This is a genomic window from Baekduia sp. Peel2402 (genome assembly GCF_052567285.1).
This window is the reverse complement of the sequence record NZ_CP199582.1, coordinates 3,519,811-3,543,580: the sequence shown is the minus strand read 5'-3', so window position 1 is coordinate 3,543,580 and position 23,770 is coordinate 3,519,811. Positions and strand designations below refer to the sequence as shown.

The following is a 23,770-nucleotide window of genomic DNA, read 5'->3' as shown; positions in this document are numbered from 1 at the left end:
CCTCACCCATGCTGAAGTGGCTCCGCGACCGACTCTTCCGTCCGGCGATGCTCGCCGCGCTCATCGCCGCGCCGGTCGTCGCCTGGCTCGTGGTCCACGACTACGGGTGGAAGACCAGCGAGAAGATTGCCGCGCTCGGCGCGGCCGGAGCGCTGACCGCCACCGTCGTTACGTTCCTGGAGCGGTGGGTCGACCGACAGGGCAAGGGCGACGACGAGGAGCACGCGCCGTGGCTGGAGGCCGAGCGGCTCGACCACTGGGTCGGCTGGCTGCGCGCGACCATCCGCGCCGCCCGTGTCGGAGAGGGCTCCCAGCTCGACCACATGCTCGGCCGGACGGCGGCGCTCGATGCCGAAGCCCGGGACGGCAAGGTGGAGTTCGAGCGAGAGCGCCCGTTGCTCAAAGTCAACGGGCGGCTCCTGCCTTGGGCACGCATTACCGCCGAGTGGGATCGCTCACCGGGCCGGCTCGTCGTGCTGGGCGAGCCGGGCTATGGCAAGACGGTGGCCGCGCTGGCGCTGGTGGGCCACGTCGGCGCGGACCCGGCGCCGGACGTCCGCGTCGCGGAGCTCTTCTCGCTCGCCGAGTGGCACCGCTGGCGCGTCGACCACCGCGACGAGACGCTCACCGACTGGATGGCCTGGACGCTGTCGCGGACCTACGCGCCGCTCCCGGCGGCGGTCGCCCATCAGCTACTGAGCGCCGGGCGCATCGTCCCGGTCCTCGACGGGTTGGACGAGGTCCCGTCGACCGACGCACGCCGCGCGTGCGTCCAGGCGATCAACGCGTATGCGTTAAGAACAGACCCGCACCGCCCGTTCGTCGTGACCTGCCGTTCGCGCGAGTACGTCGACCTCGCACCCGAGTGGGTGGAGACGGACCGCCAAATCGTCCTCGCCGGCTTTCAAGGCGACCAGCTCGAGACGATCATCCGCAGCCGCACCGAGGGCATCCCCGGCTGGGACGCCATCCGCAGGCGGCTCGCCGATGGTGACGAGGCGCTTGCCCAGGTCTTCGAGAGCCCGCTGCTGCTGTCGATCGCGCTTCAGGCCTATCGCTACGAGGACCCGCGCGAGCTGATCTCGCTCGACGGCGAGGAGATCGAGCGGACGATCTGGGACCAGCTGCTGCTCGTCAATCAAGAGCCCTTCGACGGTGCCGGACCGACCGAGATCCGGACCTGGCTGACGTTCGTCGCGACCGGCATGCGATCGGCTGGGCTCCAGCGGTTCATGCTGCACGATCTGTACCTGCTGGACCCGGCGCCGCGCGTGCGCCGCTTCTCGATCCTGATCGCCAGCGCGACGCTGTTCATGGGCGCGGCACTGGCGCTCCTGCCGGTGGTAGTGCTCGCGGCGCCACCATGGGCCGCGGTGACAACGCTGCTCCTGTCGGTCGTCGGAGCGTTCCTCTCGTTTGCGAGCAGCGACCCGCGGCCGCAGGTGCGCACGCCCATGACCTGGCGGACCAGGGTCGCGCATGCCCGGTCCGAGCTCCGGGTCAACGCGGTGCTGGGCCTCGGCGTGGTCAGCGTGTTGATGGCGGCCTACGGGATCCTGCTCTGGAAGACAGACGAAGAGTTCTCGAGCACGCTCGTGGCGGCGGAGGTTCCGATTGTCTTCACCGTGGCGTTCCTCACGCTCTGCCTGTTCGACCTCGCCTCGCGGCCGCGGCAGGTCATCGTCGACGAGCCGCCCGAGGCGCTCGTCGAGCCGGAGCCCGGCGCGGTGCTCGACGCCAGCCGCGATGGCGGGCTGGTGACGTCGCTGGGCTACTTCGCCGTCGGCGGCCTCGCCTTCGCCGTGCTCGGGTGGTCCGACCTCGGAGTGTCCGCCGAGCTGGCTGGGACGTGGATTGTCTGGGGGGTCGTGTGCGGGCTCTGGAACGGCCTCGACGCCTGGCTGTATTACCACTGGGCCCTCCGCCGTCTCCGGCGGCAGGGGCTGGTCCCGAAGCGGTGGGAGCAGTTCCTGAGCTGGTGCACGCTGCCCGAGCGCGGGTGGCTGCGGGTCGGCGGCACCTACGAGTTCCGCCACCGGGAGCTGCTCGAGTACCTGGCCGTCGAAGGGTCGGTCGTCCCCAGCGTCGAGCGCGCTCGCTTCCTGTACCGCAAGGCCGCCGCCCTCCAGCGACGCAACGACGTGGACGGGGCGTGCCACGTCTACGAGATCGCGGTCACCGCCGACCCATCGAACGCGAACCTCCTCGGCGACTACGCCCACCTCCTCTTTCGGGAGGGGCGCGAGCTCGAGCGCGCGGGCGAGCTGTTCGAGCAGGCCCTCGCCGCCCGGCCGGACCATGCCAACAATCTCGGCCACTACGCACGCTTCCAGTGGCTGGTCCGCGCCGATCCGCGGAAGGCGGCCGAGCTGTTCGCCCGGTCGATCCGCAACGACGACAAGGACCCGGGCCACCTGGGCTCCTTCGCACACCTGAGCTGGCGTGAGCTCGACGATTTCGACCGCGCTCAGGCACTCTACCTCCAAGCGCTGGAGATCGCCCCGGACCTGGTCGCCAACCTGTGGGGCTACGCCGAGCTCCTGCGGGCGCGTGGCGACGTCCAGGGCGCGGCCGGGCACCTCGAGCGGGCCGTCTCCATCGAATCGAGCGCGACGGTGCTCACCATGTACGCCAACGTCTTGGACGAGATCGGAGAGGACGACGCACGGGTCCGCGCGCTCCACGCGCAAGCGGTGCGGACGAGCCCGCAGGAGGCCTTCTCGCTCGAGGCCTATGCCTTCTTCCTCCAGCGGCGCGGGCAGGACCCCGAGCTCGTGCGCTCGCTGGCCGAGCGCACGGTGGCGGCGGTAGCCGAAGTGCCCGCGAACGACCGCGCGAACGCCTTGGCCAACGCCGCGTGCCTCATCCTAGAGCTGGGTGACGAGGCACGGGCGCTGGAGCTCGTCGAACGCGCCCAGGACATCGAGGACGCGCCGAAGCCCATGCAGGCCGAGCTGTGGTTCTACGTCTTGGTCGCCACCGGATCCGACCGGCACGCCGAGGCCAGGCGCGCGCTGCTGCGACTCCTGGTCGAGGACGGCGTCGTCTCGCCCGGGTGGGACCTCTCGCGGCTGTTGCGGCGTGCCACCGAGAGCCAGCACCCGAACGTCGCGCTGCTAGAGCAGATCGCGGAGGTCCTCTCGGGCGCTGCCCCGGCGGCCACGCTGGCGCCCTGGCTGGGCGAGGGCGACGGCCTCAGCTCCCTGAAGACGCGCTGACCTGCGTCGCGGTCATCGTCCCGTTGGACGCGGTCTTGCCCTGGACGACGACGGTGTCGCCGGGGTGGACCTGCGTCGCGGAGGTCTCGGCGTTGCGGGTGATGGTCGAGTTGGACGTGGTCTTGACCTTGACGGTGGTGCCGTCGGAGGTCGTCACGTAGAGGGTGCCGTCCTTGGCGGACTTGACGGTGCCGGTGGTGGCGTCGGTGGAGGAGGACGGCGTCCCGGAGGCGCCGCCGCTTGCACCTGACGGCGGACCGCCTGCGTTACCCCTCGGACCGGCCGCGGCCGACGCGCTCGTGGAGGACTGGCCCTTCTGGACCTCGACGCCGCCGTAGAAGCCGGCGGCGGCCAGCGCCAGCGCCGCGAGGCCTGCGGCAGTCTTAGGGGTTGATGACATGATGATCTCGGTCTTGTGATGGTGGTTGACTTCCTCGAATGACGGGGCGGCGTCGGCTCATCGCGCGCCACCGCCCGGGAACCCGCCGCCGCTCGGCGGGCCGCCGGTGCCGCCGCCGGTCGTGCCGCCGCCCAACGCGCCAGACAGCCCGGAGCCCGAGCCGCTCTGCTGCGAGCTCGACGAAGACGACCCGCTCGACGACGCGGCCGCGCCGGCCGCCGCGCTGGCGCTGGTGACCACGACCGTCTCGCCGGCGGCCAGCCCGGAGGTGACCACCGCGGTCGTGTCGCCCGCGACGCCGGCCTGCACCTGCCGCGTCGCCTTCACGCCGTTCTTGACCACCATCACCGTGTTGCCGCTGATCGCCGCGGTCGGGACCGTCAGGCCGGTCACCTGCGAGGTGACGATCTCCGCGGTCGCGCTCATCCCCGACTTCAGGGCCTTGGCCGACTGCGTCAGCTTCAGCGTCACCGAGTAGCTCACGGCGCTCGACGAGGACGAGGAGTCGGTGGTCGAGGAGGAGGACGACGACAGCAGATCGACGTCGGTGACGCGCGCGGCGAACTGCTCGTCATCGGCCGCATTGACCGTGACCGTCGCCATCTGCCCGGCCTTGACTTTGCCGATGTCCGACTCGCTGAGCGAGACCGTCATCTTGTAGCGGTTGATCTGCACGAGCGTCATCGCCGCCGAGGAATCACTCGACTCCGTCTCCGACGACGAAGATGAGGAAGCGGCAGACGAGTCATTGGTCACCGCGTCACCGACGCTCACGCCGACATCGGCGATCGTCCCGCTAACCGGGGCGTACAACTTGGTCCCGTCGACCGCGTCCTGCGCGTCGTCGACCGTAAGCTGCGCCGCGTCGACCTTGGCGAGCAACTGCCCCTTCTTGACCGTGTCGCCCGCCTCGACGTACACCGCGGTCACCGTGCCGCTGCCGCCGAACGACAGGTCGCGCGTCGAGCTGGGCTCGAGGTTGCCGCTGCCGGACACCGTCGACTGCACGACGCCCTTCTTCACCGTGACCGTCCGCTCCGTCGCGCGCGCCGCGGGTGTGCCGGTGCCCAGCGCGGAGACCGCCAGGCCGATCGCGACCGCGGCGACCGCGCCGAGCAGGAGTGCAAGCGGGTTGGCCCGCAGCCGTCTGAACATGGTGCAGACCATCGGCGGCGTCTGCGTGCGCCGGCGAAGAGAACCCGAGCGAACGCCGAGGATGGCGTGTTTCTTCGCCCCGCCTTACGCTGCCCCTCGCCCGCCCGTGCTCGCCGACGTCCCGCCCATCCACGCCGAGGTCATCGGCCGCTCCGTACAGCGCCGCCCGCTCCGCGTCGTCCACATCGGGGAAGGCCCCGCGCGCGTGCTCGTCGTCGGCTGCGTCCACGGCACCGAGCGCGCGGGCCTGCCCATCCTGAAGGCCTTGCGCCAGCAGACGCCACCGGACGGCGCGGAGCTCCTGCTCCTCGACGCCGCCAACCCCGACGGCTGCGCGGCCGGCACGCGCCCCAACGCGCGCGGCGTCGACCTCAACCGCAACTTCCCCTGGGGCTGGCGACCGCTGAGCGGCGTCTACGCCTCCGGTCAGAAGGCCGCCTCCGAGCCCGAGACCAAGGCCATCATGTCGCTGATCCGCCGCGCGCGACCGCGCGTGACGATCTGGTTTCACCAGCACATGGACCTGGTCGATCGCACGCGCGGCAGCGACCCCACCATCATCTCCCGCTACGCCCGCACCGCGCGCATGCGGATCCGGACGCTCGACCGCCTGCCCGGCACCGCCTCGCGCTGGCAGGAGCACGTCCTCCCATCGAGCACCGCGTTCGTGGTCGAACTGCCCGCCGGCGCGCTGTCAGCGGCGGCGGTGCGCCGTCACGTCGCGGCGGTCGTAGACGTCGCCGAGATCGTCGCGTCCTGAGCACCGCGCTCGGCGCCGTGCAACACGGGCGCGAGCACGCGGTCGGCCATCAGCCCGAGGCAGCCGAGGTTCGCGAAGCCCGGTCCCTGGCTGAGGTTCGCCAGCCCCGGGATGTGCAGCCGCGGCTCCAGGCCCGCGATCTCCAGCCCGCGGCCGAACCGCAGCTCCTCGTCGCGTCCGCGGGCGCCGAACACCGGCCCGGCCTGAGCCTCCATCGCCGCTCGCACGTCCTCGCCGAACAGCTCGCGCACCTGCGCCAGCACGTCGAAGCCGGTGCAGTTGACCACGAAGTCGTAGCGATCGGCGCGCTGCCCGTCGCTCGTGGCGGACTCCAAGCGCACCCCGCGGTGGTCCGGATCCGGACCAACCCGGGTGACCCGACCCGTGACAAAGCGCAGGTGGTCGTCGTAGGCGATCTGCAGCAATCCGTCCGGTCCGAACACCCCGCGGTCGCAGCGCGCGATGAAGTCGCGGCGCGTCGCGAGGTCCAGACCGGCCCAACCGACCGAGTCCGGGTCCGCGAAGACGCGGTTCTCCAGGAAGCCCTCGCCGCGGCTCATCGGCAGCTCCGGCGTGTGCACGGTCATCCGCGCCGCCGGGCGCGCCTGGCGCAGGAACAGCACGCAGCTCAGCGCGCCCTCGCCGCCGCCGACGATCGCGACCTCCGAGCGCCGATCGGCCGGGATCGCCGCCGCCAAGTCACCGCGATGGTCGTCGCAGTGCATCAGCCGCCCGCCGACCGCGGGGTCGTGCGGCAGCTCGCGGTGCACGCCGGAGCCGGTCAGCAGCAGCGCCGCGCCAGCCTCGCGCAAGCGCTCACCCTCGGGCGTGACGACGTCGACCGCCCAGCCACCACCGTCGATGGCAATGGCCTTGACCCGACCGCGCACGTGACGCACGCCGGTCGTCGCGCGCGAGTGCACCCACGCGAGGTACATGCCGTAGTCGCGGTGGCGGACGCTCGGCAGCTCCGCGTTGACCCAGCGCGCGTACCGCCGCCCGCCGATCAGGAAGGCCGCCCACGAGAACGACAGCATCGCCTCGTCGATCTCGTCGCCCAGCTCGCCGAACGCGCGACCCGACTCATAGGGGAAGCCGACGTCCTTGATCGGCGGGATCGCGAGCGTCTCCTCGCCCGACGTCATGCCATTAAGCCCCAGCCAGCTGGCTGCTGGCTCGTTGCCCTCGACGATCGTCACCGAGACCGGCCCGTAGCCCAATTCGTTGATCGCGTGGACCTTGGCGGCGATCGCGGCGGCCTTCGCCCCCGCGCCGAGCACCAGCAGATCGGCCCTCATGCGACGAGCGCGAGCGCGCGACGGTCGGGCACGAAGGCGATCGACGAGCGCGCGACGCGCTCGGAGGCCACCCCGACGGCGCGGAGGTCGACGGTCTTCAAGACGGTGGACAGCACCTGCTTCATCTCCTGGTTGGCGAAGCTCGCGGCCAGACAGCGCCGGACGCCGCCGCCGAACGGGATCCACGAGTACGTGCCGGGCGTCACGCCGAGGAAGCGCTCGGGCCGGAACGCGTCGGGCTCGGGGTAGAGGTCCTCGCGGTGGTGGATGAGCGACACGCACGGGGCGACCGTTGTCCCGACCGGGAGCAGGTGGCCGCCCTCCAGCTCCAGCGGCGCGAGCAGGCGCCGCGTGACGACCGGGACCGGCGGGCATAGCCGCAAGGTCTCGCGGATCACGGCCTCCATGTAGACGTCGTCCTCGCCGGCGAGCACCTCCTCGCGCAGTACCTCGAGCTTCTCGGGGTGGCGCAGCAGGCGCTCGAACGACCACGCGAGCGTCGTCGAGGTCGGCCCGTCGGAGAGCAGCGTGATCAGCTCGTCGGCCAGGTCGCGGTCGCTCAGCGGGCTCCCGTCCTCGTAGGTGCCCTCGAGCAAAAGCGAGATCATGTCGCTGCCACCTGGCACCCCATGGGAGGCCGCGCCGCGTCGCAGGGCGACCTCGTCCATGACCGCTCCGGCCACCGCTTCACGCGTGCGCGCGAAGCCGCGGTTGTTGCGGATCCACCGCGGGCCGAGCACGGCCAAGATCGCGAGGCGCCGCGGATCGTTCAGCCACGCGGTCATCGCCTCCAGCGCGAGTTGAATGCGCGCAAGGCGCGGGTTGGAGTGCGCGTCCTCGCCGAAGACCACGTTCATGATCACGTCCAGCGTGATCGCCTGCATCCGCGGCCATAGCTCAAACGGCTCGCCGACCGGCCAACGGGCGACCTCGCGCCGAGCGACGTCCGCGGTGATCCCCGCGTAGCCCGCCATCCGCTGCCCGTGGAAGGGCGGCAGGATGATCTTGCGGCGGGTGAGGTGCTCGGGCTCGTCGAGGAGCATCACCGAGCGGCTGCCCAGCAGCGGCTCGATGACCGCACTGGCCGGCGTCGCGCCCATCGTGTCGGGCGGAGCGGTGAAGACGCGCTTGACGTCGGCGGGGTCGCTGAGGACGACCCAGGTGCCGGCGTGGCTGATGCGCAGCGTGAAGGCGTCGCCGTACTGATCCCGGCAGCGCCCGAGGAACGCCAGTGGCTCCTGCGTCCACTTCCACGCTTGCATGGCCGCCGGCATCGAGGGGCCGGGAGGCAGAGACGTGGTGCGGTTGCGCATAGCGATCCCTTTCAACACACCTGCCGGGGCTCGAACCCGGATGCTCGGATTACTAATCCGATCCCTTCACCGATTAGGGCACAGGTGCACGACTCGCAGCTCCATCCCTGTCGTCCTTGCCGTGATCCGAGAGGACAGCGCCGCGAGGTAGGGCATTTCTATTCCTCTTGAGACGACCCCCACAACAGCCAATTGGCCTTGCGACGAGCCAATCGTCAGAGGCCTTCACCTTCTTGCCTGACTGGCTACACGTGCACGTTGAAGCGGAACGGAGATCGCTGGTACATGTCCCGCTCAGGTCCACTTATGACGTTGAACATCTTTGACCAGCTGAAATCCACTACGGCTCGTGACGGCACGAGCGCACCGTGGGCGGCGAGAGCGCCGCGACGGCCCCGGCGGTTCGACATCAAGCTAATTCCAAGAACGACGTACTGGCAGGACGATCCGGACTCGCTCCGCGTCCTAGACCAGATCGAAGCCGAGCCCTGGGTGGACTCGGTCAAGCGCGAGCGTGACGGCGTGGAGGTCCGTATCGCTGACAGCTGGATCGAATCGGTGGGCTCCGGCCTAGAGGCCGGCGGCAGCGCGGAGGCCGGCCTCGGCGACCTGGCTACCAGCCAGCGCTACTCGGTCCAGTTCTGGGACGCCAACGCGACCAAGGCGCTCCACGTCGGGCACCTGCGCAACCTCGCGATCGGCAACGCCATCGCCAGCGCGCTGACGCAGGCAGGCGGCCAAGTCGAGCGCCGCTCGCTGATCTCCGACGCCGGCCGCTCGATGGGCGAGGCGATGGCCGGCGTGATGGCGTCCGGCCGTCACGCCAGCGCGTGGGGCGACGGCGATGAGAAGAGCGATCACTTCGTCGGCGTCTGCTACGCCGACTACGTCGCCTCGGCGACGGCGATCGTCGCCGGCGAGAACGAGCTCCCGGAGGACTCGCAGACGCGCGAGCTGACCGTCCGCTACGACGACGCCGACGACCTGCTGCGCCGGGTGCTGGAAGGCGACCGGGAGACGCTCGAGCTCTGGTACCGGACGCGGGCCTGGGTCATCGCCGGCCAGCGCAAGACGCTGGCACGGCTGGGCGTCGCGTTTGACCGCGTGTTCTTCGAGTCGGACTTCCTCAGCGATGCAAATGACCTCATGAATGAGGGCCTGCGCGACGGGCGCTTCAAGCGTCGCGAGGACGGCGTCGTCGTCTACCCGACGAGCATCGACGGCTACGAGGAGTTCCCGCTCGTGCGCCCCGACGGCGTGACGACGCAGCACATGCGCGCCCTGGCCTACTGGATGGCCGCGCCCGACCTCGAAGACATGACGTCGATGCAGATCTGCGGCACCGAGTGGGTCGGCCACGTCACCGCCCGGCGCAAGTTGATGGACGAGCTGCTTCCCAATGGCAATGGGTCGCTGCATCCGACGCTCGACATCTTCAACGCGATGGTCGCCCGCCAGAAGCGGGCGCTGTCCTCGTCGGACGGCGCGTTGCTGATCGACGAGTTGATCGACTGGGTCGACGAGCAGATCGACGCCGACCCCGCGACGCGGGAGCTGCGCCAGCACCACCCGACGCCGGAGCGGATGGCGCCGCAGATCGCGCTGGGCTACTTCCTGCCCTACCCGGTCGCTCGGCCGATGGACTTCGACCAGCAGAAGCTGCTGCGCGACAAGCAGTCGGTCGGCTGGGACCTGGTCCGGGCCCGGGCGCACATCAGCATGCGCGGCGGCGCCGAGGGCGGCCGCCCGGCCGACGACCCCGAGTACCGCTTCGCGGTCGTGCAGTCTGAGCTCTACCGCCAGCACTTGCGGCTGGCCGTCGAGCGCTACGACGTCGGCCCGCTGGCGCTCTACCTGAAGCACTTGGCGCGCTGGTCGATGGAGCGCGACCGCGGTGAGCACGTCGACCGCGTCGTGCAGACGCTGCTGGATCGCAGCGCCCGTGGTCTCGGACTGGAGGCAGCGCGATGAGCACGCTGTTGATCGATAACTACGACAGCTACACCTACAACGTCTTCCATCTGCTGGCGGCGGTCTCCGGGGAGGAGCCGATCGTCGTGCACAACGACATGGTGTCGTGGCGCGCGCTGTCGCGGTGGGACTTCGATGCGATCGTCTTGTCGCCCGGGCCGGGGCATCCGGCGCGGTGGCACGACTTCGGCGTCTGCTCGGACATCCTGCGGTCAAGCGACATCCCCGTGTTGGGGATCTGCCTCGGCCACCAGGGGTTGGGCCGCGTGCTGAACGGCGTCGTCGGGAGCGCGCCCGTGCCGATGCACGGGCGCCTCAGCAACGTGCGCCACCAAGGCAGCGGGCTGTTCCAGGATGTTCCTCAGGACTTCTCCGTGGTGCGCTATCACTCGCTCGCGGTGACCGGTCCGCTCGGACCCGACGGCCACGTCAACGCGTGGACCGAGGACGGCATCGTGATGGGCATCGAGCACACTCGGCGTCCGCTGTGGGGCGTGCAGTTTCACCCTGAGTCGATCGCCTCCGAGCACGGTCACGCGATCGTGGACAACTTCTACCGGCTGGCGCGCGAGCACAAGCGGCCGCGACGGAAGGGCGCCGGGCGCCCGCCGGTGCCGACGCGGGCGGTCGTGCCGGAGGGCGGCGTCCGCCGCCGTGATCCGAGCAGCCTGGAGCTGCGCGTCCGCACCTTCGAAGGCCAGCCGCACGCCGAGCTGGTCTACCAGCGGCTCTTCGGCCAGGCCGACCACGCGTTCTGGCTCGACAGCGTGACCGCGCCGTCCAAGCTCGCGCAGTGCTCGTTCCTGGGCACGACGGCGGGCGCCGAGCACTGCATCATCGAGTACGACGCCGACGCCGGGCAGGTCGGGCTGCGGCGCGGCTCCGAGGTCACCGTGGAGCACGCGTCGATCTTCGACGTGCTGGACCGTGAGTCGGCGGCCAACGCGATCGACCCGCCGGCGGCGGTGCCGCGCGGGCTCGTCGGCGGCTTCGTCGGCTACCTCGGCTACGAGTGCAAGGCCGACTGCGGCTCGCCCAACGCGCACCGCGCCGACACGCCCGACGCGGTCTTCATGTTCGCCAACCGCGTGATCGCCGTCGACCACGTGAGCAACACCACGTACTTGCTCGCGCTCGGTCAGCCCGACGACCCGGCACCGTCACGCTGGCTGGACCTCGCCGAGACCGTCGTGCGCGAGGCGCTCAGCGCGCCACCAGCCGACGACGTGCCAGTCGGGGCGATCCCCTCTGAACCGCCCGCGGAGCCCGTCGTCTTCCGCGTCGGCCGCGGCCGGACCCAGTACCTCGCCGACATCGCCCGCTCACAGGCGGCGCTGATGGCGGGCGAGTCCTACGAGGTCTGCCTGACCGACCAGATCACGACGACCGCGTCGCCCGAGCCGTTTGAGTTGTACCGGTTGCTGCGGCGTCGCAACCCGGCGCCGTTCGCCGCCTTCCTGAAGCTCGGCCCGGACCTGACGATCGTCTCCTCCTCGCCCGAGCGCTTCCTGTCGGTCGACCGCGACGGTCGCGTCGAGGCGCGCCCGATCAAGGGCACGGCAGCGCGGGACCCTGACCCCGAGCGCGACGCCGCGATCCCGGACGAGCTGCGCGGCGATGAAAAGACGTTCGCCGAGCACCTGATGATCGTGGACCTGCTGCGCAACGACCTCGGCCGCGTGTGCGACGTCGACAGCGTCCGCGTCCCCGAGCTGATGGTCGTCGAGCCTTACCCGACCGTGCACCAGCTCGTGTCGACGATCGAGGGCTACCTCGAGGGCGACCGCACGCCGGTCGAGTGCGTGCGCGCGTGCTTCCCGGGCGGGTCGATGACCGGTGCGCCGAAGCTGCGGACGATGTCGATCATCGACGACATCGAGCGCTGCGCGCGCGGCGTCTACAGCGGCGCGATCGGCTACTTCGGCGCCGACGGCGTCGTCGACCTCAACATCGTGATCCGCACGATCGTCCTGCGCCCGGGCGCGACGACGATCGGCGCGGGCGGAGCAATCGTCATGCAGAGCGATCCCGTCGAAGAGTTCGACGAGATCCTGCTGAAGGCGCGCGCGCCGATGGCCGCCATCGCCCAGGCGGCCACCGGCAGCGACGCCCCCTCGGCGTGGACCGTCGAGGTCGAGGGCGTGCGACCCGTCCTCAGCGGGGTGGCGGCCTCGTGAGCGCGGCGGGCGGATGGGGGCCGAGTCTTACGGCGGTCGTCGTGCGTCCGGCGCAGCCCGGCGACGAGGACGCCGTGGCCGACGCGGTCGCCGCGCTGCTGGTCGAGCTGGGTGCCACGCCGCCGGACCGCGACGCGATGGTCGACGCGGCACGCGCGGTGATCGCCGTGGACGTGGCCCTGATCGCGGAGGAGGGTGATGCCGTCGTCGGCGTCCTGGCCGCGAGCTGGATCACCACCGTCCACGCGGGCGGCATGTACGGGTTGATCCAAGACCTATGGGTCGATGGGGCTCGGAGGTCCGCGGGAGTGGGCGCCGAGCTGGTGGCGTCATTCTGCGCGCTTGCGGAGGCACGCGGCGCGACGCGCATCGAAGTCGGGCTGCCGCGCGACACGTTCCCGGCTCTTGCCGCCACCCGGCGGTTCTACGAGCGCAACGGGTTCGATGTCGTCGGCGTCCGCGCACGGAGAAGGGTGGGGGAATGATCGCGGGACGCGGCATGGTGATGGTGCGGCAGCGCCGCGCGGGCGCGGTGGGTGACGCCGACGCGCCGTGGATCGTCGACGGTGGCGAGCGGGTCGCCGGCCAGGACGGCGTGCGGAGGTTGGACGCGATCGAGGCCGGCTTGCGGACCCACTGGGCGGTCAAGCGCGTCGGGTCGGGTGCGACCGACGTCGACGTGGAGCGCACGTTGTACGCCATCCACGACCTCGACTACCTCGCGACGCTGCACGACCTGAGCGAGTTGATGGTCTTGACCCGCTACGTCGCACCCGGCATGCGACCCGACATCCCGGCCGGGCCCGCGTTGATCGCGGCCGCCGACGAGGCGATCCGCACGACGATCACCGCGGCGCGCCACGTCGCCGACGGCTCGCGGTTCTCCTACGCCTTGTGCCGTCCGCCCGGCCATCACGCCGGCCCCGCGTTCTGCGGCGGCTACTGCTACTTGAACTCCGCGGCAGCCGCCGCGGTCACGCTGCGCGAGGCAGGCATGGGACCGGTCGGGATCCTCGACCTCGACCTGCATTACCCCAACGGGACGTCGGCGATCGCCGCCGGCATGGGCGACGTGCTGCTGCACTCGCTGCACGCCTGGCCGGTGAGCAACGCGCCCACCGACCCCGTCCTGCCGCGCACGGGCCGCGAGCGGCTGATCGAGTTCCGCGGCACGCCCGACCCCGAGGCCTACCTCGACGCGGTCGACGAGTCGCTGGACCAGATCTCGACGCGCTGCCGGTCGCTGGTGCTGTCGCTCGGCTACGACACGATCGCCGGGGACCCGCACGGCGGGTGGGAGTTCGAGCCGGGGATCTTTGCGGCGATCGGATCGCTGCTGGCCGAGTCCGGCCTGCCGGTCTGCGTCGTGCAAGAGGGCGGCTATGCGCTGGAGCGCCTGGCCGAGTGCAGCAGCGCGTTCTCCGCAGGGCTGCTGGGCGCCGAGGTCGTGGTCGCGTGAGCGGCAACGGCGGGGGCCTGGCGCCGTTTCGCGCCAGGCTGGACGAGATCGACGACGCGATCGCCCAGCTTCTGGGCGAGCGTTTCGACATCTGCCGCGCGGTCGCGGAGTACAAGAGCGCGAACGACATCCCGATGATGCAGCCCGACCGGGTCGTGGAGGTGCGCGAGCGCTATCTCGCGCGCGGCGCCGCGGTCGGCCTGCCGACGGACTTCAGCGCTGAGCTTTTCGAGGTGCTCATCGCGGCGACCTGCCGCCTCGAGGACGAGATCATCGCCGCGCTCGCGGGCGCGGCCTCACAACAGGAAGCAGAATCCGCATGAACCCCAAGAGCATGCAGCGCGCCCCCAAGGCGGCGCTGCTCGGTGCCGGTGCTCTGGCCCTCATCCTGATCGTCGTGATCGTGCTGCTCGTCACGGGCGGCGGAGGCGACGACGGCTCAGACCAGGCGGCCGCGCCGCCGGCGTCCTCGACGCCCGACCAGACGCAGGAGCAGCCGGGCGGCAACGCCGCCAAGGCCACGTTCGAGGGCGACGCGCTGCCCAACTACGACCTTTCCAGCACGCGCAACGCCAAGGGCAGCAAGATCAACGCCAGCAACGTCAAGTCGCTGAAGTCCAAGTGGACGATCGCCCTCGGCCAAGAGAGCCAGTCCCAGTTCGGGTCCTACGCCTCCACCCCGGTCGTCGTCAACGGCGTCGTCTACTCGCAGGACCTCGCCTCCAACGTCAGCGCGATCGACCTTAAGTCCGGCGACGTGCTGTGGACCAAGTCCTACGCCTCGCCCGACCAGGGCCCTAACGGGGTCAACGTCGGCGGCGGCAAGGTCTTCGGGGTCACGGCCGACTCCGCCTTTGCCCTGGACCAGAAGACCGGCAAGGAGCTCTGGAAGAAGGAGCTCATTCGCAACGCCGGCGAGGGCCTCGACATGGCGCCGGGCTACTACAAGGGCTTGGTGTACGCCTCGACGGTGCCGGGCAACAACGGCAAGTTCTACGGCGGCGGGACGAAGGGCATCCTCTGGGCGCTGGACGCCGAGACCGGCAAGAAGGTCTGGAAGTTCGACACGGCGCCGACGAAGACGTGGTCTAAGAACAACGAGGAGGTCAACCTCGGCGGTGGCCTTTGGTACGCGCCCTCGTTCGACCAGCAGGGCAACATGTACTTCGGCGTCGGCAACGCCGGCCCGTTCCCGGGCACGACGGAGCACCCCTGGGGCTCCAGCCGGCCGGGCAAGAACCTGTACACCAACTCGGTCGTCAAGCTGAACGCCAAGACCGGCAAGTTGAAGTGGTACTACCAGGCCACGCCGCACGACCTGTACGACTGGGACTTCCAGAACCCGCCGATCCTGGCCACGGTCAAGGGCAAGCCGGCGGTGATCGGGTCGGGCAAGAACGGGTACGTGATCGCGCTGGACCGCGCCAACGGCAAGGTGCTGTGGAAGCGCGCGGTCGGCAAGCACAACGGCCACGACAAGGACCCGGTCTACGCCTCCAAGGGCCAGTACTCCAAGCTGGCGCTCAACCAGGAGATCTACCCCGGCCGCCTCGGCGGGGTGATCGCCCCGGCGTCTACGGACGGCAAGCTGATCTTCGTCGGCGTCGTCAACAACTCGGTGACCTACACGGCCAACGAGAAGGACGCGGCACAGGACAGTCAGACGAGCACCGGCGAGCTGGTCGCAGTCGACCTCGACACGGGCAAGATCAAGTGGGCCGTGAACTACAACACGTCGGTCTTCGGCTCGACGACGGTCAGCAACGACGTGGTCTTCTCGACGACGTTCGACGGCCAGATCCACGCCAGCGACGCCAAGACCGGCAAGCCGCTGTGGGACCAGCAGCTGCCCGCCTCCTCCAACTCGGGCGTCACGGTCCACGACAACGTCGTGATCGCGGCGGCCGGTCTGGCCGCGGGCCAAGGCCAGACGCCGTCGATCGCCGCCTACAGCCTCGACGGGAAGTGAGCTGACCCATGTCGGCCGTCAGCGATGCCCCCAAGATGACCCCGGTCGCCCCGTCCGTTGGACGGGGCGACCGGTGGCGGGTCCCACTAGAGATCGGCTCGGTGCTCGGGGTCGCGCTGGTGGTGTTCCTGCTGATCCGGCCGATGCTCTGGAAGCACAACTTCGACGGGTTCGATTGGTACACGCACCTCTGGTACATCTGGCACCAGGAGGGATCGATCCGCGAGAACTTGGTCCCGTCGCTGTACAACTTCAACCAGACGGGCATCTTCGACCCGCACTTCGCCTTCTACGGCGGCACGTTGTACGTGTTGGCGGGGTTGATCTCGCTGGTAACCGGTCACGTCGCGGCGTTCGTGATCACGTGGGTCATGGCCTTCGCCATGGCCGAGGGCGGGTTCTACTGGCTCGCGCGCCAGGCGGGCGCGGGCGTCGTCGTCTCTCACGCGCCGGGCGTGCTGTTCATCTCCTCGGCGTGGTGGCTGGCCGGCATCTACGCCTGGGGCTCCTACGGCCAGGCGGTCGCGATCTCCTCGCTGCCGCTGCTGGCCGCGGCGGCCATCGCGGTCCTGCGCGCCGACCGGCTGCGGCTGGGCCCGGCCGCGGCGCTGGCGTTCAGCACCACGATGTTCACGGGCAGCCACAACCTCTCGATGCTGTGGGCCACGACGCTGTCGGTGCTCGTGCTCGCGATCATGTTCGCGGTCGTGCCCGCCGCTCGGAAGCTCGTCTTCCAGAAGCCGGGCCTGAAGCGGCTGGCGATCGTGATGGTTCCCGCCGTGCTCGTGAACGCGTGGTTCCTGGTGACCAACATCAAGTACCAGGGTCAGTCGCTGATCGCCATGAACTCCGTGATGGCGGAGGGCCTGGTGCGCACGTCGATGAACTTCGTCGAGTCCAAGTACTTGTTCTCGCTGAAGTACGGCAACGGGATCCCGGGCTTCACGCACCAGTCGGCGGCGCTGCCGCTGCTCGGCACCGCCTGGGCCGCGATCGCCTTCGCGCTCGGCTGGCCCGGATGGCGGTCGATGTGGCTGCGGCTCGGGCTGATCGCGTTCGGCGTGATGGTCCTGGTCTGGCAGATCCACACGCACATCGAGTGGATCATCGGCCTGCCCTCGCCTTATGACCGCATCCAAGCGCCGTACCGGCTGCAGTCCTACATCACGCTCGGAATGGGCGGCCTCGTCGTCTGCGCGCTGGCGGTGATGTCACGGATCACCGATTGGCGACGCTGGTGGATGGTGGCGCTCGCGCCGGCCGTTCTGGTGGTGGTGCTGGCGGGCAAGGCGCTCGTCGACCAGCCCGAAGGCAACGTGTACGTGCCGCCGTGGAACGAGCCGCGCGCGTACTGGGCCAAGGACGAGCCGCCGTTCGGCGCCGCCGACTACGTCGACGGCCGGCTCGACGCCGTGCAGGTCGACCCGACGATGCCGACGGCGGTGTTCGACGCCAAGGTCGCGCAGGACAAGCACAAGGTGTCGACGACGGTCGCCGCGTCACCCGGTCAGTACATCTCCTCCAACCTGAAGGCCGCAACCTGGCTGATCAAGGTCGACGGCGCGAAGATCGTCGCCATGGACAACAGAGGTAACGCGGTCCTCGAGGTAGAGAACGCGGACGCCAACGGCCAGACCCACATCACCGTCGCGGCGAAGTCGCCGTGGACGGTGAAGCTCGGGACCGTGTTGACGCTCGGCGCGCTGGCCTTCCTGGCCTTCGGATTCGTGACGCTGGTGCGGCGAGGGCGGCGGGCCTAGCGGCGGCTCAGCGCCGCAGCCGCACCGCCCCGCTGCGGACCGTCGAACGGCCCTTGCCCTTGACGGTGAAGGTCGCGACCACGCGCTCGGTCATCCGCTTGCCCTTGGCCAGCGACGAGCGCGCGCCCTTCGACGGCCGCAGGATGATGGTCTTGCTCTGACCCTTGCGCAGCGTGTGCGACCAGGTGCCGAGGCGCTTGGCCGCACCGCGCAGCGTGAGGCGGCCGTTGGCCATCGCCTTGACCGTGACGCGGACGCGGCCGCCGGGCAGCGCCGCGACGCGGCTGACCTTCGGCGCGGCCGAGCACGGCGTGGAGAGCTTGATGGTCTCCTTGAGCTGCTTGCCGTTGTGGCCGGCGGCGACGAGGTTCGCCTTCTGGGCGCCGGCGCAGATGTCCTTGTTGTCGGTGACGACGAGGATGCCGTGCTTGCCGCCGTCCAGCTTGAGGCGGAAGGACGACACCTGGGCGTCGGGGATCGGCGTGAAGGTGCTGATCAGGCGGCTGCTCTTGGGGTCGACCGAGGTCGTCGCGCGGATGTCGAGCTCGACGTCGCCCTTCAGCTTGACCAGCAGCGTCGGCAGCGTCGGGATCAAGGACCCGTTCTTGCCCTGGCGCAGGCCCTTGACGAAGTAGACTTTGCCCTTGAGCTCGTGTGGAAGCAGCGGCGTGCTGGCCGTCGCGGTGCCGATCACGGACTTCTCCGGGCAGACGCCCTTGAGGCCGTCGGCGAACTCGCAGAGGCCGTTGGCGTTCTCGGGGTCAAGCGCGATCGACAGCGGCATCGTCACCTGGACCTGGCGGATGTTCGCCTGGCCCGAGGGCTGCGTCACGGTCGCGTCAACGCCGGGGTGCTTGCCGTCGACGGTCTCCTTGGCACCCGTGAGCGCGATCGTCGTCTTCGGCGTGAACTTCAGCGCGTCGCAGCCGGTGGCCTGGAACGGCGCGGTCGGCGTGGCGGTCGTGCCGGGGATCGAGGTCAGCGTGGCGCCGATCGTCAGCGGGCCGCAGGACGTTGGTGTGCGCATCGTGTCCGGGCGGTCGATCGTGACGTTGACCGAGCGCAGCAGCAGCGGGATGCCGTCGAGGATCGCCGGCAGCGGGTCGCTGAGCACGCGGACGTGGGCGTCGTTGCGGTCCAGGGTGATCGCGGCGCGGACGACGACGAGGCCGAGGTCGAACGGGCCGGCCTTCGCGGGCACGACGATCGAGAGGCCGTAGGGACCACCGCCGTAGGCGCTCGTGAGGTAGACCTGGCCCGTGAGCGCGAACGGCGTGTTGCCGGCGCCGGCGGCGACCTTGACCGAGCCGATCCGGCTGTTGGCCGGGCACGTCCCGGCCGCGGCGTGACCGTCGTCGCAGAGCGGGATCCCCTTCGGCTTGGCCAGCAGGCCGGGCGGCAGGTTGACGTCGATGCGCTGCAGCTGCTGCTCGCCGTCCTTGCGGGTGAGGCCGAGCGTGAACGTCGGGCTGCCGCCGGCCTCCGTGTCTGAGACCGCGGCGGTCAGGCCAGGGCCGAAGGCGTTGGCGCGATCGCAGCCCTGGTCGATGACCATGTCGGTCGACGAGGTGGCCGTGCCGCCGTGGTAGCCGGAGTAGCGACCGAGCGTGTGCTTGGTGCCGCAGGTCGGCGGGTTGACGAGCGGCGCGCGGTCGCCCCCGCGCAGCGTCACGCGGACCTGGCTGAACGGGATCTGCGGGTTGTCGAGGAACGATGCGGTCAGGCGGCCGGTCTCAGGGTCGGCGGCGATGTTGCCGACGAGGCGGACCGAGATGCCGTACTGCGGGTTGTCGACGACGAGAAAGGTCCGGAACTCCTCACCGGAGGCCGGGGCGTGCTGCCTGAGCGGCTGACCGAGGTAAGCCGTGCCCTTGAGTGTGCCGGACGGCAGGACCGGGGTGTCGATGTCGACGGTGCCGATCGCCGCGGCTGCCGGGCAGGAGACCGGGTTCCTGGTGCCCTTGCCGAGCTGCGCATCGGTGCAGGCCTCGAGGCCGTTGGCCGCCGACGGGTTCAAGGTCATGCCCTCGGGCAGCGTGACGTGCGCGTCCTTGATGGTCGCGCTGTTGGGCTTGTCCTTGCCGTTGGGGTTCTGCGGGTTGTCGACCGCGATCGTCACGCCCGCGGGCGCGCCCACGGTGCGGTTGTCGGGCGTGGCCGACGCCGTCGGCTGGAAGGGCACCTTGTCGCAACCTGTGGCGCCGACCGGCGTCGTCGTCGAGTAGGACAGGTAGTTGCCCGGGTTCTGATGGGAGTCGACCTGCAAGCCCGTGACCGCGGGGCCGGTGCAACCCGAGGGCATCGTGATGAACGTCCCGTCGCCAGCGCGTCCGTTGAACACCAGGCGCGTCTCGTAGACCGGGATCGCGTTGGTGATGTTCGAGATCGTGAAGGACTCGTGGTAGTCGGAGTCCCAGGCGACGCCGCCGTCGAGGTAGATCTCCCCGCCGACGACCGGGACCGTCATGCCGAAGCGCGCGGGCATGCCCGGGGGCTGGACCATGTTGTAGACGGTGGTCGCGATCGGCGCCTTGACCGCGGCGGAGACCGTGGTGATGTAGTTGGTCCCCACCGCGCTGTTGGCCGGGCACGCGGTGGCCTCCAGCTGCGCGGTGGTGCACTTCGGGGTCGCCTCGGGGTTGACGCTCAGGCCGACCGGCAGGTCGACGTGCACGTTAAGGACGTTGCCGTCCGGCGTCTGGAGCAGACCGGTGGTGTTGAACGCGAAGTCGGTGATGCCCCACTGCGGGTGGCCCGCGGCCTGGGTGTACCAGAAGGACGGATTGGAGTCGCGCGCACACTGCGGCGCGGGCTCGGTGTTCGTCGCGCAGACGCCCGCGTCGAACTTCGAGACGCCGAACTCCGCCTGCGCGCTCGTCGTCACCGCGCTAAATGCGCACGTCGTCATGACCGCCACGGCGCCCAGCGCGCGACGGCTCCTCATCGAGAGCAGCAACCTCATCGTCTCCTCCTGCCGGGCTCCGACCTCCCCGTCCAAGCCCTGTTACCCAAGAAACGAGAAGTTCGCACACATACCCGTGTGTGCGCGCCGGTTCGCACCCGAACGGCACCGTTCGCGGGCACGCCGACGCGACGCTCCCGTCGCTTCCTCGGGAACGTCGCGGTCCCGACGACCGTCCGCATCGGCCGCCGGGACGCCGACGTTGGCGCTGGGTCCGACCATCGGGAGACCCGCTGCCCATGGTGTCCGGGACGCGGCGCGCGCTGTGAGGGTGCGCGTCCCGGGGAATCTCAGAGCGTCGTCCGGCCGGATCGACTCCCCGAGCTCTCAGGGAAGAAGCTAACGCAGTCAGGCCGCTCTAGGGGGAAATCCATCCCTGCCAATCCGGCAAATTTGCGGGACGTTCGCGGTGCGGACGTACGTGCGCTAAGCGACCGCGCTGCCGCCGCCCGCGACCGGGCCCGCGGCGCTCCACGGGAAGTCGATCCAGCGGTCCGTCCGGCGCCACACGTAGTCGCACTTGACGACCGACTGCGACTTCTCATACAGGACTGCCGTCCGCACCTCGGCGACCTTGCCCTCGCAGAACTCCTGCACGACCTCCAAGGTCCGCCCGGTGTCGGCGACGTCGTCGACGATCAGCATCTTGGAGTCGCCGAGGTCGATCAACTCCGGCGCCGGCGGCAGGATCAACGGCACCTCCAGGCGCTGGTCGACGTCGGTGTAGAACTCGACGTTCATCGCGCACGAGTTCTTGACGCCAAGCGCGTAAGAGACCGCGCCACCTGGCAGCAGCCCACCTCGCGCGATCGCCAGCACGATGTCCGGCTCGTATCCGGACGCGACGATCGCCTCCGCCAGCTCCCTCGCCGCCGCACCGAGGTGCTCCCAGCTCATGATCTCGCGCTCGTGCGGCGCGGGCACCGCGGCGCTGCTCGACTCCGGCGTGGCCTCCATGGACTCAGCGTACCGCCGAGGCCACCGGGTGAGCCGGGGCAGCGCTGCCTCCTGTCGCGCGGCGCGCCCCGGCCCACCCCATTCGCGCCGCGGCCCCGGGGCGCGACGACGTTGCGTCTCAGGCCGCCGCGGCCTGCTTGGCCATGTCGGCCGTCTGCTGCCACACGGCGGCCCAGCGGTCGATGTGCTTGTCGATGCGCTGGGATCGCGCCCACCGCTCGGCGCAGCGGCGCAGCTGCGCGCGCTTCCACTTCGAGGACACCATCTCCAGCAGCGCGGCCTCCCACGCGTCGTCCTCCACCAGCAGGCCGCCGTTCTTCGGCTGGAGGTAGGTGTACGGGCCGCGGTTGGACGCCAGCCACGGTACGCCGACGGCCGAGTACTCCTTCACCTTGATATCGCTGCGCGCGTAGCTCATCGGGATGTCGGCCAGCGGCGCGATCCCGACGTCGAACTTCCGCACGTACTCGCCGAGGCGGTGCATCGGGATGTGCTCGTGGTGGGTGTAGCGCGTCGCGTCTAGATCGAGGCGGACGCCCATCGTCACGACCTTGACCTCCGGCCGCTTCTCCATCACCCGTTGCAGGACCTGCGTGATCTGCAGCCGCCGCGCGTCGGCGATGTGCTCGATGCCCGCGACCCAGCCCACGACGACCCCCTCCGTGTTACGCGGCGTCTTGACGAAGTGCTGGTCGCCGACGAAGTTGGGGACGACCTCGATCGGTCGGTCCACCTCCTGCGCCCACCGGTCCGCGAGCGTCTGCGTCGTCGTCGTGATCAGGTGCGCACGGCGCATCATCGCCACTTGCTCGCGGAAGTACTTGTTGATCCCGGTCGCGCGATGCTTCTTGAAGAACTCGCTCTCCTGGGGTGCCAGCCGCAGGTCGTCGTCGTTGTCATAGGTGATGCCGATGCCCCGCGCGCGCAGCTGGTCGACGAACTTCGCGACGACTTTGTCGTGACGGCGGAAGATGTGGACGACCTCGCGATCGACGAAGTGCTCCATCGGCACGCGCGTGTACTCGTCATGCCGTATGAGCCGCACGTCGTGGCCCTTGCGCCGCAGCGCCTCCCCCGGGAGCACCGCCCGGTAGATCGAGTTGTACACGTCGGTCGTGTAGAGGACCCCGAGGCGCATGCCGGACGATCGTAGCCATGCCTGTGTGTCGTTCACCAGCCCTGCTACTGCCTGTTGGCACAGGTCCCTGCCACGCGGCGCTGGCCGCGACCGTGCCCGTCCGGCAGGCTCGGCGGATGCGCATTGGAGCAGCGTTCGAGCCCACCGCCGCGGCGTACTACCGCGGCCTCTATCCGCTCGAGCAAATGATGAAGCGCGGCCACGAGATCGTGTGGCCCGAGCTCGACACCGGCGAGGCAAAACTCGCCGAGTTCGGCGACTGCGATGTGATCTACGTCTTCCGCCGCAGCGAGGAGTCGCTGCGCCGTGGGCTCGCTCGCTTGGCCGAGCGCGGGGTGGGGATCGTCTGGGACACCGACGACGACCTCTCCGCCATCCCGCGCCGGAGTCCCAATTACAAGCAGGCTGGCGCGCTGCGCGGCCAGAAGCGGTTCATGGAGACGCTGCGCATGGCGCGTATGGCGGACGTGATGCTGGCCTCGACGGAGACGATCGCCACCAAGTACGCGAACGCTGGCGGCGTCGGCGAGATCGAGATCTTCGAGAACTACCTGGCACCGAAGCTCAAGCGCAAGCGCGCGAAGCACGACGGGCTGATCATCGGCTGGATCGCCGGCATCGAGCACACCGAGGACGCGGTCGAGCTCGGACTGCGGGACATGCTGGAAGGCGTGCTGGCGCGTCACCCGGATGCGCGGGTGGAGAGCGTGGGCGTGGACCTGGGGCTCTCTGAGCGCTACGTCCGCTGGCCCTCCGCGCACTTCGACTCGCTCCCGGCGGAGCACCTGGCCCACTACGACATCGGGATCGCCCCGCTCGTGGACATCCCGTTCAACGCGGCGCGCTCCAACATCAAGGTCAAGGAGTACGCGGCGTCAGAGGTCCCGTGGCTGGCGTCGCCACGCGGCCCCTACATGGACCTGGGCGAGCAGCATGGCGGCCGGCTAGTCGCAGACGACGCCTGGGGCGCCGCGCTCGACGACCTCATCCGCGACAAGCGCGCTCGCAAGCAGCTCGCCAAGGCCGGCAAGTCCTGGGCCAAGACGCAGACGATCGATCGCCATGCCGACCAGTTCGAAGGGTTCCTGCAGGCTGCGGCCAACCGCGCGCGGCACTCGAACGCCGCGTAGGACCACGGGCGCCTGCCGCTCGGCGCCATCGGCTCACCGCACCCACAACGAGAATGGGGCCCCCTTTCGGGGACCCCATTCCTTTCTCGTCCTTCATCAGCCG

17 protein-coding genes and 1 tRNA gene are annotated in these 23,770 nt (G+C 70.1%); 10 read left to right on the top strand and 8 right to left on the bottom strand.

The features are described 5' to 3' along the window. Positions 1 to 8 precede the first annotated feature (8 nt). The gene (locus tag ACT01A_RS17375) at positions 9 to 3,218 is read left to right on the top strand and encodes an NACHT domain-containing protein (protein WP_445148348.1); all 3,210 of its coding nucleotides are present in this window, start codon (positions 9 to 11) and stop codon (positions 3,216 to 3,218) included. Here the strand turns inward: ACT01A_RS17375 and ACT01A_RS17370 are convergent. Together ACT01A_RS17370 and ACT01A_RS17365 are read right to left on the bottom strand one after the other, a co-directional pair. Further along, complete coding sequence (locus ACT01A_RS17370; protein WP_445148347.1) at positions 3,196 to 3,618, bottom strand: hypothetical protein; 423 nt, start codon at positions 3,616 to 3,618, stop codon at positions 3,196 to 3,198. The two genes, ACT01A_RS17375 and ACT01A_RS17370, sit on opposite strands and share 23 nt — an antisense overlap. A 57-nt stretch (positions 3,619 to 3,675) precedes the next feature. Continuing rightward, positions 3,676 to 4,773: an efflux RND transporter periplasmic adaptor subunit gene (locus tag ACT01A_RS17365; RefSeq protein ID WP_445148346.1), complete on the bottom strand. Its 1,098-nt coding sequence runs from the start codon at positions 4,771 to 4,773 to the stop codon at positions 3,676 to 3,678. Positions 4,774 to 4,879: 106 nt separating this feature from the next. Between ACT01A_RS17365 and ACT01A_RS17360 the strand changes: the two genes are divergently transcribed. After that, positions 4,880 to 5,533 (top strand): DUF2817 domain-containing protein, encoded by a 654-nt coding sequence (locus tag ACT01A_RS17360; protein WP_445148345.1) that lies wholly within the window; start codon positions 4,880 to 4,882, stop codon positions 5,531 to 5,533. Here the strand turns inward: ACT01A_RS17360 and ACT01A_RS17355 are convergent. From ACT01A_RS17355 to ACT01A_RS17345, 3 genes are all read right to left on the bottom strand, one after another. Continuing rightward, the gene (locus ACT01A_RS17355; protein ID WP_445148344.1) at positions 5,488 to 6,831 is read right to left on the bottom strand and encodes a SidA/IucD/PvdA family monooxygenase; all 1,344 of its coding nucleotides are present in this window, start codon (positions 6,829 to 6,831) and stop codon (positions 5,488 to 5,490) included. The two genes, ACT01A_RS17360 and ACT01A_RS17355, sit on opposite strands and share 46 nt — an antisense overlap. Beyond that, on the bottom strand, positions 6,828 to 8,093 hold the full coding sequence (locus ACT01A_RS17350; RefSeq protein ID WP_445148343.1) for a cytochrome P450: 1,266 nt from the start codon (positions 8,091 to 8,093) through the stop codon (positions 6,828 to 6,830). Before ACT01A_RS17350 ends, ACT01A_RS17355 begins: the two co-directional genes overlap by 4 nt. Before the next feature lie 66 nt (positions 8,094 to 8,159). After that, positions 8,160 to 8,232: transfer RNA gene (locus ACT01A_RS17345), tRNA-Thr, on the bottom strand. 434 nt (positions 8,233 to 8,666) lie between these two features. Here ACT01A_RS17345 and argS point away from each other — a divergent pair. Genes argS through ACT01A_RS17310 form a run of 7 tightly spaced genes read left to right on the top strand, consistent with a single transcriptional unit; the run spans position 8,667 to position 17,480 of the window. Further along, the gene (gene argS / locus ACT01A_RS17340) at positions 8,667 to 10,115 is read left to right on the top strand and encodes an arginine--tRNA ligase domain-containing protein (protein ID WP_445148342.1); all 1,449 of its coding nucleotides are present in this window, start codon (positions 8,667 to 8,669) and stop codon (positions 10,113 to 10,115) included. Beyond that, positions 10,112 to 12,292: an aminodeoxychorismate synthase component I gene (gene pabB, locus ACT01A_RS17335; protein WP_445148341.1), complete on the top strand. Its 2,181-nt coding sequence runs from the start codon at positions 10,112 to 10,114 to the stop codon at positions 12,290 to 12,292. Before argS ends, pabB begins: the two co-directional genes overlap by 4 nt. Positions 12,293 to 12,333: 41 nt before the next feature. Continuing rightward, positions 12,334 to 12,777, top strand: coding sequence for a GNAT family N-acetyltransferase (locus ACT01A_RS17330; protein WP_445148340.1), 444 nt, complete (start codon positions 12,334 to 12,336; stop codon positions 12,775 to 12,777). Then, entirely contained in the window at positions 12,774 to 13,751 is a 978-nt protein-coding gene (locus ACT01A_RS17325; protein ID WP_445148339.1) for a hypothetical protein, read from the top strand. The genes ACT01A_RS17330 and ACT01A_RS17325 overlap by 4 nt, the downstream gene beginning before the upstream one ends. After that, complete coding sequence (locus ACT01A_RS17320) at positions 13,748 to 14,074, top strand: chorismate mutase (RefSeq protein WP_445148338.1); 327 nt, start codon at positions 13,748 to 13,750, stop codon at positions 14,072 to 14,074. Before ACT01A_RS17325 ends, ACT01A_RS17320 begins: the two co-directional genes overlap by 4 nt. After that, positions 14,071 to 15,720 (top strand): outer membrane protein assembly factor BamB family protein, encoded by a 1,650-nt coding sequence (locus tag ACT01A_RS17315; protein WP_445148337.1) that lies wholly within the window; start codon positions 14,071 to 14,073, stop codon positions 15,718 to 15,720. The genes ACT01A_RS17320 and ACT01A_RS17315 overlap by 4 nt, the downstream gene beginning before the upstream one ends. A 35-nt stretch (positions 15,721 to 15,755) precedes the next feature. Continuing rightward, complete coding sequence (locus ACT01A_RS17310) at positions 15,756 to 17,480, top strand: hypothetical protein (RefSeq protein WP_445148336.1); 1,725 nt, start codon at positions 15,756 to 15,758, stop codon at positions 17,478 to 17,480. A 7-nt stretch (positions 17,481 to 17,487) separates the two neighbouring features. Here the strand turns inward: ACT01A_RS17310 and ACT01A_RS17305 are convergent, their stop codons facing one another. The 3 genes from ACT01A_RS17305 to ACT01A_RS17295 form a co-directional block, all read right to left on the bottom strand. Beyond that, positions 17,488 to 20,424, bottom strand: a complete 2,937-nt coding sequence (locus tag ACT01A_RS17305; protein WP_445148335.1) for a hypothetical protein — start codon at positions 20,422 to 20,424, stop codon at positions 17,488 to 17,490. A 444-nt stretch (positions 20,425 to 20,868) separates the two neighbouring features. After that, entirely contained in the window at positions 20,869 to 21,399 is a 531-nt protein-coding gene (locus ACT01A_RS17300; RefSeq protein ID WP_445148334.1) for a phosphoribosyltransferase, read from the bottom strand. Positions 21,400 to 21,517: 118 nt separating this feature from the next. Then, entirely contained in the window at positions 21,518 to 22,537 is a 1,020-nt protein-coding gene (locus tag ACT01A_RS17295) for a hypothetical protein (RefSeq protein ID WP_445148333.1), read from the bottom strand. Positions 22,538 to 22,653: 116 nt separating this feature from the next. Between ACT01A_RS17295 and ACT01A_RS17290 the strand changes: the two genes are divergently transcribed. Then, the gene (locus ACT01A_RS17290) at positions 22,654 to 23,667 is read left to right on the top strand and encodes a hypothetical protein (protein WP_445148332.1); all 1,014 of its coding nucleotides are present in this window, start codon (positions 22,654 to 22,656) and stop codon (positions 23,665 to 23,667) included. Positions 23,668 to 23,770: the final 103 nt, after the last annotated feature.